We start from the raw sequence: 15,651 nt of genomic DNA, 5'->3' as shown, positions 1-15,651 counted from the left end.
TACGTAATAAAATTTCTTATGGCTTTATGAAACTGAAATAAGAATTTATTTGGAATTATAAATCATTCATCGTAATATTGCAATATAAAGTATGGGCTTAACTAAAACAGAAATATTCACCGAAGAACAGAACAGGTTAGCTGTGATGCTCAAAGCCATCGCGCACCCTGCCCGGATCGCCATCTTGCAGGAGATCATTAAATCGAATACCTGTATCTGCGGCGATCTGGTAGAGGAATTGGGTTTAGCGCAGCCGACCATTTCACAGCATTTGAAAGAACTGAAAAATGCCGGACTGATACAAGGCACCATTGAGGGCGTAAGCGTTTGTTATTGCATCAATCCACCGGTATGGAATGAACTGAAAGAACAAATGAACGGGTTCTTCGCGGCTTATGATCTGAAAGCGACCTGCTGTTAAAAAAATTTGAATAAATCAATCGCAATATTGCAATAATATAATAAACACAAAGCCATGAATAAAGTAGAAGCGATCAACTGGAAAACCTTTAAAGATACCTTATTACAGCATCCCGACCTTGACCTGCAATTCCAATATGCCGAAGGCAAACTGGTAGATGCGGCTTACCATATTACCGAGATTAAACAAGCTCCTATTACCTCGGTAGATTGCGGCGGTGTGATGAACGCCTGGACAGAGATCATTGTGCAGTTATGGGTACCTGAAGGCGAACAACAGGAACGTTCTATGAAAGTAGGTAAAGCATTATCTATTGTTAACATCGTTGAAAAAATGCTGCCGCTTAACCCTAATGGTACGGTAAAGATCGAGTTCGGTAATTCTGAGTTTGATACCCGCCAGATGTTCCCCAATGAAATGATCGTGGACGGCAGCGCCTTAACCGTTGACTTACGCCCGGATGCCGTACAATGCAAAGCTCAAACCCGTGGCGGCAGTTGCGGCACCAATGATAAAGGCGAAGAGTGCTGCGCACCGGTTGCCGAAAAACCGAAAGTACAATTAGTGAACCTGGCTGCTGCACCTGCTGAAGCTTGTTGCACACCGGGTGGCGGCTGCTGCTAAATATTAAGGAAATGATCATCGACCAAGCCAAAACCTACCGGGACAAAATTATCGAGCTTCTGGCGGCTGAAAAGCTGCCGGTGGACGATTTGCCGGAAACGCTGGATAACTTTATTGTTGCTATCCAAGATGGCGAGGTGATTGGCATAGGCGGTGTTGAAGTTTACGCGAAGTATGGCTTACTTCGCTCACTGGCTGTCCACCCTGAACATAGAAAAGCAGGCATAGCTACTAAACTGCTGGCACGTTTGGATCATATCAGCAAACAAAAGGGCCTGTCAGAATTATACCTGTTAACTGAAACAGCGGCAGCATACTTTGAACAGAAAAATTACAGCAAGATTATCAGGGACGAAGTACCAGCCGAGGTGCAGTGCTCATCAGAGTTCAGCCATGTTTGCCCGGTATCAGCCATCGTAATGAAAAAGATAATATCATGAATAAGAAAAATATATTAGTGCTCTGCACCGGCAATAGTTGCCGCAGCCAACTGGCTGAAGGTTACCTGCGTTACTTTGCGGGTGACAAGGCCAATGTTTACAGCGCAGGTATCGAAACCCATGGCGTAAATCCAAAAGCGATACAGGTGATGGCTGAAGATCATATCGATATCTCCAGGCATACTTCTAACCATGTAGATGAATATATAGCCATACCCTTTGACCAGGTGATCACCGTTTGTGATAATGCAAACGAAGCCTGCCCATTTTTTCCGGGCAAAGTGGAGCGCTTCCATGAGAACTTTCCAGACCCTGCCAAAGCAACTGGTACGTCTGAAGAGGTGATGAATGAGTTCAGACGGGTAAGGGATATGATCAAAATTTACGCGGCTGACTTTGTAAGCGAACACGTGAACTAAGTTTTTTTTGCACCTATCAATCGTTAAATAGCAATAAACCAATTAAACCCTAAAAAATAAAGTCATGAAACAATTATCCTTACTTTTATTAGTCGGCTTACTGGTAGTAAGTTCCGCTTTTGCACCTGCTGGCGACCCCGTTTACCCTGAACTGGCGCAAACTTTTAAAGCCATTAAAAAAAGCAGTCCGATAGCCGATGCCCGGCAGGATGATCTGGGCGGCATCCAGCAATTGGGGATTGTTGTTAAAGGAAAAAAACAACCCGTGATCGTAGAATTTGTCGGCAATGATGGCTTTAGCGCCCAGGTTGCTAAAGCGGTACTGAAATCTTCCCTGGCATCTTATGGCATCAATGACGTTAAAATATTTGTAGTGGGCACCGCAACATCGGCTAAAGTGGCTCCGGCACTGGTAAAGCTCGGCTTTAAAGTAAGTGGCGATGAAGCTAAATATAATGACCAGGGCGGTTCGGTTACATTTGAAACCTCGCCATCGAATCCGCAGGCGATCCATATTGTGGTACAGGAAAGCGCAGCGTCATTACTCGCCAGCCCGGATAAGTTTGCCGTAAAACTGAAATATGCACCGTTAGCGGCCACTGCAACAGACGAGCAGTACGACACGCAAGCCAAGCTGATCACAGCGGAAATGCTATTTGCCGCCACTAAATTCAAAGAAAACTGGAAGTAGTTAATACTCAATTCATATTAAAACACGATATACGCAATAAATTATGTCAGCAAACAACTGTGCCCCCGTTGCCGAACGCAAAAAACTAAGCTTCCTTGATAGCTACCTCACGCTATGGATATTCCTGGCGATGGCTATCGGGGTGGGTATTGGTTACTTCATACCATCCTCATCCGGCTTTATCAATTCCTTTTCCAGCGGTACGACCAATATCCCTTTAGCTATTGGTTTGATACTAATGATGTACCCGCCGCTGGCTAAAGTGAAATACGAGAATATGGGCGAGGTATTCAAGGATACCAAAGTATTGAGCGCTTCACTTATCCTGAACTGGATCATCGGGCCGGTATTGATGTTTGTTTTAGCCATTACTTTATTGCGTGACCACCCGGCTTATATGGTTGGTTTGATACTGATCGGACTGGCCCGTTGTATCGCGATGGTGGTGGTTTGGAATGAACTGGCGGAAGGCAACCGGGAGTACGCTGCCGGGCTGATCGCATTGAACAGTATCTTCCAGGTGCTATTATACAGTGTTTATGCTTACCTGTTTATCACGGTACTGCCGCCATTGTTTGGGCTGAAAGGATTGGCTGTCAACATCACCATTGGCGAGATCGCCAAAAGTGTCGGCATCTACCTGGGCATTCCGTTTGCTGCCGGTGTTATCAGCCGTTATACGCTAATAAAAATCAAAGGTGAAGAATGGTTTCAAACCAAATATGTACCGTTTATCTCACCGATTACGCTGATCGCTTTGCTGTTTACCATCGTCGTGATGTTCAGCCTAAAAGGCAACCTGATCGTTCAGATACCATTTGATGTGTTACGTATCGCGATACCATTGGTGATCTACTTTACCATCATGTTCGTGCTGAGCTTTTTTATCGGCAAGTCATTTGGTGCCGATTACTCAAGAAGCACCTCGATAGCCTTTACAGCCACCGGCAACAACTTTGAACTGGCGATTGCCGTTGCCATCGGCGTGTTCGGCATCAACTCCGGTGAGGCCTTTGCCGGGGTGATCGGCCCATTAGTAGAAGTACCGGCCCTGATCGCTTTGGTGAACCTGGCCTTTTACTTCCGTAAGAAATATTATACCGCTAAATCTTTAACCACCGTAGAATAATGAAGATCGCTCTTTTTTCAGATATCCACGCGAACCTGCCGGCATTGGAGGGATTTTTTGCTGACGTACAAAAGCAACAGCCTGATGCAATTTATTGCCTGGGTGACCTGGTAGGCTATAACATCTGGCCGAACGAAGTCATTGACGAGATCCGCAAACGTAACATTCCCTGCATTACAGGTAACTATGACTTCGGTATCGGCAGGCATAGTGATGATTGCGGTTGTGCCTATAAAACAGACGAAGAAAAGGCTTTAGGCAAAATATCCATCGCTTATACCAACGAGGTAGTAAAAGACGAACAGCGGGCTTATTTGCGCACATTACCGGCACATATCCGTTTGGAGTTCCAGCTCAATAATGATAAGCTCAATGTACTTTTTGTGCATGGCAGTCCGCGCAAGGTTAACGAATACCTGTTTGAAGATCGGGACGAGAAAAGTTTGCTACGCATTATGGAAACCGCTGATGCCGATGTGATGTGCTTCGGCCATACGCATCAGCCTTATCATAGGGTTCTTACCGATAAAGGCCAGTTCTACCATGCCATCAATATAGGTTCGGTTGGCAAGCCCAAAGATAAAGACCCCCGTGGCGGATACGTACTGCTGCATATCAATGAAAACAGTTCCAAAACTGATAAAGACAGTATCAAGGTCGAGTTCATCCGCTTTGATTATGATATTGAAAAAGCGGCCAAAGCGGTTAAGGAAAGCCCGCTGCCGAATGAATACGCTGACATGCTAAGAAACGGATAACATGAGGATCGCACTTTTTTCAGACATACACGCCAACTTACCGGCATTTGAAGCTTTTTTAATTGACCTGGACAGCCGCAAACTGGATGCGGTTTATTGCTTAGGCGATATGATCGGCTACAACATCTGGCCCAACGAGATCATTGCCGAAATACGTAAACGCGGCATCGCTACACTTGCGGGTAACCATGACCAAAAAACCAAGGGCTTCGCTTATGAACTGGTATCGGCTGATAACCGGGCATATCTAAATTCCTTGCCCGCACATATTAAACTGGAATACCAGCTGAATAATGATCGTTTGAATATGGTATTAGCGCATGGCAGTTCCCGCAGCATTAACGAATATGTGCTGGTGGATACTGACGAAAACTATGTACTGGAAATGATGGTAGAAGCCAAAGCTGATGTACTTTGCGTTGGGCATTCACACTTGCCGTATCACCGTACCATTGGTGATAAACACGTTATAAATATAGGTTCAGTTGGTAAACCTAAAGATGGCAACCCGAAGGGCTGTTATGTAATATTAAACATCGCAGAAAACGGCGATCTTAATCCCGAGTTCATCCGCTTTGAATACGATATCAAGAAAGCAGTCCAGGCTATCGAAAACAGCGAATTACCGGATGAACTTGCTGATAGGTTAAAGCGTGCGTTTTGATTCCTTTTACATTTTCATCCCAACCATTTGGTCGCTGCCGTTTTTAAAGATAGCTTCACTATTCAATAGGTACGCTCCGCTGGTAACCACGACCTCACCTGCCACTAAACCGGAAGTAACCGGCACAAAGAATTGGTTGCCAACGCCAACCGAAATCATTTTTGCAGTAAAACTGCCGTCGGCAGTTTTCACCCAAACCCTGCTGCCTTTGCTGTCGGTCAAAACAGCCGATGCAGGAACAGCTAAATTTTTGTTACCACCATTTCCAATAGTTAAATATGCCAACATCCCAGGCCTGATCAATCCCTGATTGTTTGGAACACTGATCCTGATCAGATCCACTTTGGAGTTTTCAGATAATTCGGGATTCATAAATTCAACCTTGCCGCTGATGATCTTTCCGCCCAAATCGGGAAAGGATACATTTACCTGATCGCTGACTTTATAATTCCCAACTTCATTAGCGTAAAGCTGAGCCTCTACCCATAGGCTGTTCAAAGATTGCGTTTTTAAAACAGTCATCCCTTCTGTAACATAGTCTCCCTCGTGTACAGCAATATCACTTACTGTTCCGGTCACCTTGCTCAATATAACGGTTGTGGGAGAATCTTTACCAAATGCGGCTAAATTCTTGATCTGCGATGATGACAAGCCCCATAATTGCAGCTTGCTTTCTGCCGCCGCGATAAGTTGCTGATAATCAATATCCGGATTAGGCAGTAGTTTTTGCTGCTGTTTAGCCAATAGGTATTCTTTTTCTGCTTCCTGGAGGTCTTCGCTGTAAATAGCATAAACAGGCTGACCAGCGGATATTTTTTCTCCAATTGCCCTGACAAATAATTTTTGGATGCGGCCAGCTAACCTGGCACTCAATTCCTGCGCACTGTTTTCATCTGTGGTTACCGTACCTGTAAGTGTTTTTTCACTGCCGGTATTTTGTTCTTTAACGGTATCCGTTTGTATAGCTGCAAGTTGGATTTGGGTTGCGGTAAGGATGACCTTATCGCTGGCCATATTACTCGTCGTGCCGGTCAATTCAACCTTGATCAGTTTCATACCACAGATCGGACAGTTACCATCATGGTCTTCGTGAACCTGCGGGTGCATGGAACAGGTGTAATAGGCTTTAAGTGTTGTTTTCGCTGTTGAAGCCTGCGGCTTTTGCTTGCAGGCAGCGAAGGCCAGCATTAGCAGTAATACTAATATTTTGAACTTAATCATGTCCCTGTGTTTTAATGAAGCTTTCGCTGTCGGATAAATATTGCGCATTAGATGCCAGGCTATCCGTTAATGACAATCCTTTTGTAACCTGTATCTCTTTATCATTTTTGATACCGGTATAGACCTGCTGCGCTTTATATAAACTACCTTGCTTGAGCCATACCATTTGTGTTTGCCCCAAATCCAGCACTGCAGACCTCGGTACCCATAAACCGTTTGTTTCCCCAGTTTGTATAGTGGCTTTAACCAGGCTGTTCACTTTTAATTCGTGATCCATATTGTCGAGATAAACTCGGATACTGGTAGCTTTATCTCCGTCCTGCAATGACGGCTCAATAAAGTTGACTTTACCGCTGAGTTCTTTGCCCGGCATATCGGGCAAGCTGAGCTGTACCTTTTGGTTCAATTTTAAACCGGAAACCTGAGAACGGTCTATTTTAATTATGGCCCAAAGCCTATGCGGGTTGACGACATTGAACAAGGTCTGGCCCTTTTCTACGTACATGCCTTCTTTGATGGATAACGGGAGGTTGCCGGCAAAATCAGCAGCTGTTTTATTTTCCGCGCTAACTGCCATTTGGCTATGCGGCATATCGTGTACATGGCCGTAATAAGTGCTATATACAGGCAGGCTGTAAAACGCTTTTCCTGTCCTGACAACTTGTTCTACCTGCGTGGCGGTCATGCCTAACAGCAATAGTTTTTGCCTGGCCGCCTGGAGCAATGCGGGTTCATGTGCAGAGTTTTTGGAAACGAATAACAGATCCTGCTGGGCGGTTACCAGATCAGGGCTGTAAATATCAAAAATGCGCTGCCCGGCATGTATCTCCTGGAAGGCGTATTTAATATACAGTTTTTCGATACGGCCGGAATAACGGGATGCGATGTTGTTGAATGTCCGCGTATCAAAGTCCAGGTAACCGTCGCCCGAAATTTCTGTAGCAACCGTTCTCTGTACCGGCATAATATAACCTACTGAAGAAATGACATTGCTGTTTACCGGCTGCAAAACCGTATGCAGGCTGATACCTGAACCCTCGCTGGCCTGGCCCGATTTTTTAACCAGGTTCATACCGCAAATGGGGCAACTCCCCGGATGGTCTTCCATGATCTGCGGGTGCATCGGGCAGGTGTATTTTACATCGCTTTTGGTCGTAACCACGATAGGCGCGGGTTTCTCGTTTTCACAGGCGCTTACCACCAGCATTACAGCTAATGATAAGACCAACATCTTAAAACTTCTCATATTCCCTTTCATAAGCTACCTGTAAGGTTAATAGATCCTGCAATCGGTCTAATGTTTCCATCCGGGCCATCTGCAAACTTTTGATACTATCCAGGACAGATGGCAGGTCGCCGGTATTTTGATCATAAGCCAGTAAGGCCGTTTTATAAGCATTTTGCAGGGCGGGGACAATGTTGAGCTGGTAGTTTTTCAATAATCTTTTCTTGCTGCCCATTTCTGCCCTTAAACCGCTTAGTTGCCCCTGCGCCTGGTTAAGCATATCCGATCTTTTCTGCTGTAATGCCTGCACCTCGTAACGGATGCCTTTCAGGTTGGCTTTGTATTCTTTCGATGCCCAGGGAACAATGGGTATGGTGACCGAAGCCATCAGGATATACTGATTCGGAAAACCGCCGTAACTGATCATGTGGGCCGCCTGTATGCCAAAATCGGGCTTGCGTTTACTATACTCCATCTGCGCATTCAATTGCTGTAATTCGATATTGCGGCTGACTCCTTTGATGTCGCTTCGCTGGTTAGAAAGCGTTGCCGTATCGGTCAGAGTGCCTTCGTAATCTTTTAATATGATAATTGTATCCACCATGAAAACGGTTTGCTTATCCCGGTTCATCAGCGTATTGAGCATAATGTTCCGCTGGCTGATCTCATTATTCAGTTGCTCCCTGGTATTATCCAGTGCAAACAGTTCGGCTTTGGTCTTATAGATATTCGGCAGTTTTTCTTTCCCGTAGGTGAGCCGGATATTCGCATCTTTAAGCATATATTCCAGTAAGCCTTGTGTACCCTGCAGTAGCGCGAGTTTCTTTTCCAGCACTACGCGCTCGTAATAATATTGCCTGGCCTGGGCGATGAGCTGATTTTTCTGATAATTTTTATCTTCTGCTGTTACTTTAGACATTCCTTTCAGGTAATCTTCTTTTGCCCGGAGTTTAGCAGGGTTAGTAAACATTTGCTCGGCCTGGATCATAAAAGAACCTCCGTTAGGATTGACCTGATAGGGCGTTTGGTATTGGCCGGCGCTGATCTTCGGCGCATCCAGGCTCTTAGCGCCCGTAGCATAGGCATCCTGTGCGCTGATCTTTGCATCGTAAGCCTGCAAAGCGGGGTTGCTTGCTACCTTAACTAATACACTGTCTAAGGGCAGGGTTTGTGCTTTGGCGGCAAAGCCGGCGAGGCAGGTGAGCAGGGTTATGATAATTTGATTGCTTGTTTTCATGGTTTTATTCCTTTACCTCCAGTACTTCCAGTTTGCCGTAATTCTTGAGTTCATACTCTTTTACCATCAAAAAGATGAGCGGGGTAACCAGTAAAATATGCGTTGAAGATGTTAAGACACCGCCGATCATCGGCAGCACGATGGGCAGCATGACATCGCTGCCAGTACCCGTTGCCCAAAGCACCGGCACCAGGCCAAACAGCGCGACACAAACAGTCATCAGTTTTGGGCGCAGGCGTTTTACCGCGCCATTCATGACATAAAGCCGCAGATCTTCACGGGTTATGGTTTCTTTAGCATTACCCTTCAATGCGACCAATTGCTGCATCGCATCGTTCAGATAGATCACCATGACGATACCTGTTTCTACGGCAATCCCGAATAGCGCGATAAACCCTACCGCCACGGCAACAGATAAATGCACCCCAAAGAAATAGACCATATATGCCCCGCCGATCAATGCGAACGGAATAGAGATCAGGCTAAAAAATGCTTCCCTTACCGAATGAAAAGCAAAGTACAAACAGGCAAAGATGATCAGCAGTACTACAGGTAAGATCAGCTTTAGCGTATGTTCCGCCCTGATCAGGTTCTCATACTGCCCGCTCCATTCGATGAAGTAACCTTTAGGAAGCGATTTCACCATGGTATTCAATCTTTCCTGCGCTTCCTGTACGGTGCTGCCCAGATCGCGGTCACGCACATTGAATAATACCGTGCCGCGTAAAAGGGCATTTTCAGATTGTATCATGGCCGGGCCGTCGCTGATCCTGATATCTGCCACGGAAGATAGCGGCACAGGCCCGTAAGATGGTGTTTGCACCAGTGTACGTTTGATCGCCTCCAGGTTGCTCCGGTAGTCCTGTGCCAGCCGGACATTCACACTGAAACGTTGCCTGCCCTCAATAGTAGTGGTTAAATTCATACCGCCCAAAGCACTTTCCACCACCTCATTCACATCGTCAACACTTAACCCATACCGGCCTATGGCATCCTTGTTGACCTGTATATCTACGTATTTGCCACCCGTTATCGGATCAACATACATATCCTTTACACCGCTGACACCCTGCAAGGCCTGTTTCATTCGGTTAGACAAAGCATTAATGGTATCCAGGTTTTGCCCGTAAATTTTAAGCCCGACATCGGTACGGATGCCGGTAGACAGCATATTGATCCGGTTAATGATGGGTTGCGTCCAGCCGTTCACTACGCCGGGTATTTGCAGTTTGGCATTTAGTTCATTGATAATATCTTCCTTTTTAATACCCTTGCGCCACTGTTCTTTAGGTTTTAACAGGATAATGGTTTCCGTCATGCTGATCGGCGAATTATCGGTGGCGGTATTCGCGCGGCCTGCTTTACCCAATACGTTCGCAACTTCGGGGATGCTTTTGATGATTCTGTCCTGTACCTGCAATAACTGCTTTGCCTGGGCATTAGATACATCGGGCTGGGTGACCGGCATAAAAAGGATCGTACCTTCATCCAACGGCGGCATAAATTCGCTGCCGAGACTTAATAGCAATGGGATACTAACGAGTAAGGCTATGATATTTATTCCGATAGTTGTTTTGCGCCAGGTTATGCACCAGTTGAGTATAGGGCGGTAGATCTTTTCCAGTCCCCGGTTCAGCGGGTTATGGTCGTCTGTCCTTAATTTCCCTTTCAGGAAAAAGGAGATCAACACCGGGGCAAGTGTTACCGCTAAAATGGCATCTATCGCCAGTATAAATGTTTTTGTCCAGGCTAAGGGGCCAAACAGTTTACCTTCCTGTCCCTCCAGTAGAAATACGGGGAGAAATGAAGCGACGATGATCAGCGTGGAAAAAAACACGCCCCTGCCAACCTGTTTGCAGGAGGCTTCTATGATCTTGATTCTTTCGGCTGTGGTCATGACTTTTCCTTTTCTTGTGCAATGGCTAAATTGCGGTGTGAGTTTTCTACCATGACAATACCATTATCAACTATCACCCCGATGGCCAGGGCGATACCGGTTAAAGACATGATATTGGAACTGATGCCAAAAGCGTTGAGCAGGATAAAACTGGCTGCTATGGTGATAGGTATCTGGATAATGATGCTTAAAGCGCTGCGCCAGCTAAACAAAAACAGGATCACAATAATCGATACGGTGATCATTTCTTCGATAAGCGTATGTTTAACGGAATTAACCGCGCTTTCAATGAGTACGCTTCTGTCATAAGCAATCTTGAATTTTACACCGGACGGTAAGCCTTTTTGAATGTCCGCCATTTTATCCTTAACGGCATTGATCACCTTGTCGGCATTTTCACCATAGCGCATGACTACGATACCGCCAACGGCTTCGCCTTCGCCGCTTCGGTCAAAAATACCCAGGCGTTCATCGCCACCCATTTGAACGGTGGCAATGTCTTTTATCCTGACGGGGACGGTTTTAATTACCTCAACACTGATATTTTCTACATCGGCTAACGTTTTGATATAACCCAGCCCCCGGACGATATAGCCGGTGCCGTTCATTTCAAACTTGCGGCCGCCGACATCGTTATTATTGCTTTTTACGGCTTTAAGCACCTGCGATAACGGGATATTATAATAATTGAGTTTATGCGGGTCTATGCTGACCTGGTATTGTTTTTCAAAGCCACCGAAAGAGGCGACCTCGCTTACCCCCGGAACGGTTTGCAAACCCAATTTCACATACCAGTCCTGTAAGGCCCTTTGTTCACCGAGGTCAATGCCTTTCGCATCCAAAGTGTACCAAAGTACATGGCCGACACCTGTACCGTCAGGCCCCAATGTAGGTGTGATACCCTGCGGTAATAAACGCTGTGCATAGTTCAGGCGTTCCAGTACCCGACTTCGCGCCCAATAGACATCCGCTTTATCTTCAAAAACGATATAGACAAAGCTCATTCCGAACATGGAGGTAGCCCGGATGGCTTTTACTTTGGGGATACCCTGCAAGTTACTGACCAGCGGATAAGTTACCTGGTCTTCCATGATCTGCGGGCTGCGGCCCTGCCATTCGGTAAATACGATCACCTGGTTATCCGAAAGGTCTGGAATCGCATCGATAGGGTTCTCCTTCACCGCATAGGCTCCCCATCCGAAAAGGGCAACCGCGATCAGCAGAACGATATACCTGTTTTTTAGGGACAGGGAAATGAGTTGATTAATCATCTTAATTGCTTTAATCAGCCTCCCGTCCGCCTGTAGGCGAACGGAGGGCTGAATGGAATTACATCTTCATTTTTTCTGCAGGTTTCTTTTTGGCACCGGTTTTTTTAACCAATGCCATACCGCATTTCGGGCACTTGCCCGGCTTGTCGCTCAATACTTCCGGGTGCATGGTACAGGTGTACTGTACTTTTGCCGGTTTTACTTTTTTGGTCGTGTCGGAAGCCATTTTACTGGTGTGCGTGTCAGCGGCAAAAACGGTTGCGGCAGAAAACAGAATGGCTATAGCCATTAGCGTTACTTTTTTCATGTTTTTTAAAAATTGAAAATGGATAAATAGCATAGGCAAAGCCTGTGCGTGAGTTATAAATTAAGATGGATTACGAGTGAATTACAGCCGGGTGCAGGAATGCAGGGCTATAGGAAATGCAGGATCAAATCCTGTAAGTACAATTAAGGGTATAAGCAGGCGTATCGGAATGTCCGGGGGGAGCATTGCTGTTATACACGATCTTAGTCTGTACTTGCGTTAGGGCAGGTTCATAATACGGCATTACAAATGACGGGATCAACACCGGTGCGGGATAATCCAAAGCCGATGCAGCTACACTGAAATGGCTATCCTTTACTTTGAAACTTTGCTTTTCGTGCTTGCAGCAGTTATCATTCGCGCCTTTTTCCTTTGGGTTATTATCCGGCATGGCATAGGTCAGGGTTACGGATGCCAGTTTACCACAGCAATAAAAACGGTTTACCCCGATACCCACACAGGATAAAAGATAAATAGCCGTTAATAAGATGAGCGTGGTGCGTTTCACAAATCGAAGATAATAAAATTATACGTTCTAAAGGACAGTTTAGTTTTAAAGCCGCCCCATACGAGGCGGCTTTACTGAGTTCTATAGTTTACATATAGTCTTACAAACACCGGATTCCTTACAAGTCTTACTGCAATAATCTTTGCAGTTCGGCCCGCAGCTCTTTGCGCAGGTTGTACAGTGGTTCATTTTGTTATTGCAGCAAGGGGTATTGGCATAAGTAATTGATATAGCAGATAACAACATCACCATGGTGATGAAAAGAAACTTTTTCATGATCTTGAATTTTAAGATTAATAATTAATTGAATAATACGGCCATTGATTGGCCGCGACACGAATTGAATTATTAAGCTTTTGGAGGGTTCCAGCCGTTGTCGTGATAATCTGATAGCGCACCAGTTGCGAATGGGTGTGTAGATTGCTGATGAAGATCAATAACCGCAGGTAGTATGGCTTGTGGCTGGTTTACGATAAATCCACAAGTGCCGCAAGATACCATAGCGTTACAATTCCCTTTGGTGCAATCGTTATCAGCACTTTGTTTTTGCTGTTTGCTGCAATCCTTGTGCGTTTTTTGCTGACAACAAGAAGCTGTTCCATGCTGAATACTTGCTATCCCTGAAAGGGAGGATAGCAGCAAGATATTCAGTATCAGGAAAACGGCTATATATTTCATGTTGTTATTAAACGTGTACGGTTTAAATATTGTGGCAACTATTGCTTGAATACTCTGTCGTAAATGTAAGGGTAATGAATGTTGGGCATTTTATATAATTCCGATTAAAATTTATATCCTATTGTATTACTCCTTTACTTTAAGCATACTGGCATTGATGGCTACCACGACCGTACTTACCGTCATTAAGACCGCGCCAGCGGCCGGGCTTAAAACAATGCCCTGGTTATATAATACCCCGGCTGCTAATGGCAGGGCGATCACATTATAGCCGGTTGCCCAAATGAGGTTTTGTATCATTTTGCGGTAGGTGGCTTTGCCAAACAAGATCAAGCTGACGATATCTTTAGGATTGCTGTTCACCAAAACAATCCCGGCTGTTTCTGCTGCTATGTCGCTTCCCGAACCAACTGCAATACCGATGTCTGCCTGGGCCAGTGCAGGAGCATCATTTACCCCGTCGCCGGTCATGGCTACAAATTCGCTTTTGCTTTGCAATTCTTTAATTTTCTCTAATTTTTGATGCGGTAATACTTCGGCTATAAAACTATCCATACCCAAAGTTTTGCTTACACTGGCGGCTACTTTGTTGTTGTCACCCGTAAGCAGGATAGATTTGATGTTCTCAGCTTTTAAGGTCTGAATAGCCTCTGCCGATTCCGGGCGTATCTCATCTGATAGTGAAATATACCCCGCCAATTGTTGATCAATCAAGACGAACACGACTGTTTCCGTGTCATTGGCAGTAAAGCCATCCGGCAGGGCTAATTTATGTTCCTTTAAATAACCAGGGCTAACGACCAATAATTTTTTGCCTTCTACGGTTGCTTCAACACCCTCGCCTGTGATGGCCTTAAAGTTTTCGGCTGGCGGAATGGCTAATTTCAAGTCTTTTGCTTTTTGCAGGATGCCGGTAGCTATAGGATGTTCTGATTTTTGCTCCAAGGCTGATGCCAGGCGTATCAGCTCATTTTCTTTAATCTCTTTATCTAAAGAAACCACTTTAGATACTTCAAACTTACCTACGGTTAGTGTCCCCGTTTTATCGAAGACAATGGTAGTAATTTTCCTGGCGTTCTCAAATGCCGTCCGGTTTTTGATCAACAAGCCATGTTTGGCCGATAAGGCCGTTGACTTAGCTACGACAAGAGGCACAGCCAAACCCAAAGCATGGGGGCAGCAAATAACAATTACCGTTACCATTCTTTCCATCGCGAACGCCAAACTTTGCCCGGTTAAATACCAGTATAAAAATGTACCGATACCCGTTACTAATGCGATGACAGTTAACCATTTTGCCGCAGTATCGGCCAATAGCTGTGTTTGAGATTTTGACTTTTGCGCATCGTCTACCAGTTTGACTACTTGCGACAAATAGGAATCTTTGGCTGCGTGGGAAACGGTTACTTTAAATGAACCATTTCCATTGATTGATCCAGCAATCACTTTATCGCCTTTCACTTTTTGAACGGGCCTGGATTCACCGGTTAACATGGATTCATTCAGATAGCTTTCCCCCTCCAGTATAATACCGTCTGCGGCCACTTTTTCTCCCGGTTTTACTAAAATGACATCGTTCTCTTTTAATGTGTCTGTTTTTACATCATGTACTTTGTCACCCATGACCATATGGGCGTCGGCGGGCATTAACTGAACCAATAACTCCAATTCATTTGAGGCACCCATAACCGACCGCATTTCTATCCAATGCCCTAAGAGCATGATCAGGATCAGGGTAGCCAGTTCCCAAAAGAAATCCATGCCCTTCAGTCCAAACACCGTAGCTGTACTGTAGGCATAGGCTACCGTTATAGCAAAACCGATCAAAGTCATCATGCCGGGAGTTTTAGTCTTCATTTCACTCATCCAGCCGCTTAGAAATGGCCAGCCGCCATAAACAAATACCACAGACGCTAAAGCAAAAAGCACGTAAGATGAACCGCTGAAGCTTATGTCCAGGTGCAGCCATTGCTGAATTTGCATAGACAGCAGCATAACCGGAATAGTCAGCACGAGCACAACATAAAAACGCTTTTTAAAATCAGCGATCATCATGCTATGATGGTCATGCTCCGACATGCCCATATGCGGGTCACTGCCATGGTTCATTTTACTATGATCCATAGTTTTAGCTTTATTCTTGTTACCCGATTGTTCGTCG

General features: G+C 45.3%; 17 protein-coding genes. 8 read left to right on the top strand and 9 right to left on the bottom strand.

Annotated elements, in window-relative coordinates:
• Positions 1 to 91 precede the first annotated feature (91 nt).
• The 8 genes from QWZ17_RS29370 (at position 92) to QWZ17_RS29335 (ending at position 5,146) form a co-directional block, all read left to right on the top strand.
• The gene (locus QWZ17_RS29370) at positions 92 to 421 is read left to right on the top strand and encodes an ArsR/SmtB family transcription factor (RefSeq protein ID WP_290308930.1); all 330 of its coding nucleotides are present in this window, start codon (positions 92 to 94) and stop codon (positions 419 to 421) included.
• 54 nt (positions 422 to 475) lie between these two features.
• Positions 476 to 1,045: a DUF6428 family protein gene (locus QWZ17_RS29365; RefSeq protein WP_290308929.1), complete on the top strand. Its 570-nt coding sequence runs from the start codon at positions 476 to 478 to the stop codon at positions 1,043 to 1,045.
• An 11-nt stretch (positions 1,046 to 1,056) separates the two neighbouring features.
• A complete protein-coding gene (gene arsN2, locus QWZ17_RS29360) occupies positions 1,057 to 1,485 on the top strand; it encodes an arsenic resistance N-acetyltransferase ArsN2 (protein WP_290308928.1) in 429 nt (142 codons plus the stop codon).
• On the top strand, positions 1,482 to 1,904 hold the full coding sequence (locus QWZ17_RS29355; protein WP_290308927.1) for an arsenate reductase ArsC: 423 nt from the start codon (positions 1,482 to 1,484) through the stop codon (positions 1,902 to 1,904). Before arsN2 ends, QWZ17_RS29355 begins: the two co-directional genes overlap by 4 nt.
• Positions 1,905 to 1,968: 64 nt before the next feature.
• Positions 1,969 to 2,595, top strand: coding sequence for a hypothetical protein (locus QWZ17_RS29350; RefSeq protein WP_290308926.1), 627 nt, complete (start codon positions 1,969 to 1,971; stop codon positions 2,593 to 2,595).
• 43 nt (positions 2,596 to 2,638) lie between these two features.
• Complete coding sequence (gene arsB, locus QWZ17_RS29345; RefSeq protein ID WP_290308925.1) at positions 2,639 to 3,724, top strand: ACR3 family arsenite efflux transporter; 1,086 nt, start codon at positions 2,639 to 2,641, stop codon at positions 3,722 to 3,724.
• Positions 3,724 to 4,482 carry a metallophosphoesterase family protein gene (locus tag QWZ17_RS29340; RefSeq protein ID WP_290308924.1) on the top strand — a complete coding sequence of 253 codons (759 nt, stop codon included), beginning with the start codon at positions 3,724 to 3,726 and terminating at the stop codon, positions 4,480 to 4,482. Before arsB ends, QWZ17_RS29340 begins: the two co-directional genes overlap by 1 nt.
• Position 4,483: 1 nt before the next feature.
• Complete coding sequence (locus QWZ17_RS29335; RefSeq protein ID WP_290308923.1) at positions 4,484 to 5,146, top strand: metallophosphoesterase family protein; 663 nt, start codon at positions 4,484 to 4,486, stop codon at positions 5,144 to 5,146.
• A 6-nt stretch (positions 5,147 to 5,152) separates the two neighbouring features.
• Here the strand turns inward: QWZ17_RS29335 and QWZ17_RS29330 are convergent, their stop codons facing one another.
• From QWZ17_RS29330 to QWZ17_RS29290, 9 genes are all read right to left on the bottom strand, one after another.
• Positions 5,153 to 6,367 carry an efflux RND transporter periplasmic adaptor subunit gene (locus tag QWZ17_RS29330; protein ID WP_290308922.1) on the bottom strand — a complete coding sequence of 405 codons (1,215 nt, stop codon included), beginning with the start codon at positions 6,365 to 6,367 and terminating at the stop codon, positions 5,153 to 5,155.
• Positions 6,360 to 7,625 carry a heavy metal-binding domain-containing protein gene (locus tag QWZ17_RS29325; RefSeq protein ID WP_290308921.1) on the bottom strand — a complete coding sequence of 422 codons (1,266 nt, stop codon included), beginning with the start codon at positions 7,623 to 7,625 and terminating at the stop codon, positions 6,360 to 6,362. The genes QWZ17_RS29330 and QWZ17_RS29325 overlap by 8 nt, the downstream gene beginning before the upstream one ends.
• Positions 7,600 to 8,829 carry a TolC family protein gene (locus QWZ17_RS29320; RefSeq protein ID WP_290308920.1) on the bottom strand — a complete coding sequence of 410 codons (1,230 nt, stop codon included), beginning with the start codon at positions 8,827 to 8,829 and terminating at the stop codon, positions 7,600 to 7,602. The genes QWZ17_RS29325 and QWZ17_RS29320 overlap by 26 nt, the downstream gene beginning before the upstream one ends.
• 4 nt (positions 8,830 to 8,833) lie before the next feature.
• Positions 8,834 to 10,726 (bottom strand): efflux RND transporter permease subunit, encoded by a 1,893-nt coding sequence (locus QWZ17_RS29315; RefSeq protein WP_290308919.1) that lies wholly within the window; start codon positions 10,724 to 10,726, stop codon positions 8,834 to 8,836.
• Positions 10,723 to 11,997, bottom strand: a complete 1,275-nt coding sequence (locus QWZ17_RS29310) for an efflux RND transporter permease subunit (protein WP_290308918.1) — start codon at positions 11,995 to 11,997, stop codon at positions 10,723 to 10,725. Before QWZ17_RS29310 ends, QWZ17_RS29315 begins: the two co-directional genes overlap by 4 nt.
• 58 nt (positions 11,998 to 12,055) lie before the next feature.
• On the bottom strand, positions 12,056 to 12,304 hold the full coding sequence (locus QWZ17_RS29305; protein WP_031267547.1) for a heavy metal-binding domain-containing protein: 249 nt from the start codon (positions 12,302 to 12,304) through the stop codon (positions 12,056 to 12,058).
• A 124-nt stretch (positions 12,305 to 12,428) separates the two neighbouring features.
• Positions 12,429 to 12,812: an HYC_CC_PP family protein gene (locus QWZ17_RS29300; protein WP_290308917.1), complete on the bottom strand. Its 384-nt coding sequence runs from the start codon at positions 12,810 to 12,812 to the stop codon at positions 12,429 to 12,431.
• Between the two features lie 348 nt (positions 12,813 to 13,160).
• Positions 13,161 to 13,490 carry a hypothetical protein gene (locus tag QWZ17_RS29295; protein ID WP_290308916.1) on the bottom strand — a complete coding sequence of 110 codons (330 nt, stop codon included), beginning with the start codon at positions 13,488 to 13,490 and terminating at the stop codon, positions 13,161 to 13,163.
• Between the two features lie 126 nt (positions 13,491 to 13,616).
• Positions 13,617 to 15,614, bottom strand: a complete 1,998-nt coding sequence (locus QWZ17_RS29290) for a copper-translocating P-type ATPase (RefSeq protein ID WP_435404591.1) — start codon at positions 15,612 to 15,614, stop codon at positions 13,617 to 13,619.
• Positions 15,615 to 15,651 lie beyond the last annotated feature (37 nt).

The sequence above is a fragment of the Mucilaginibacter flavus genome (assembly GCF_030409315.1).
Classification (GTDB): Bacteria; Bacteroidota; Bacteroidia; order Sphingobacteriales; family Sphingobacteriaceae; genus Mucilaginibacter; species Mucilaginibacter flavus.
The sequence above is the reverse complement of the archived record's forward strand: the minus strand, read 5'-3'. Positions and strand labels throughout refer to the sequence as shown.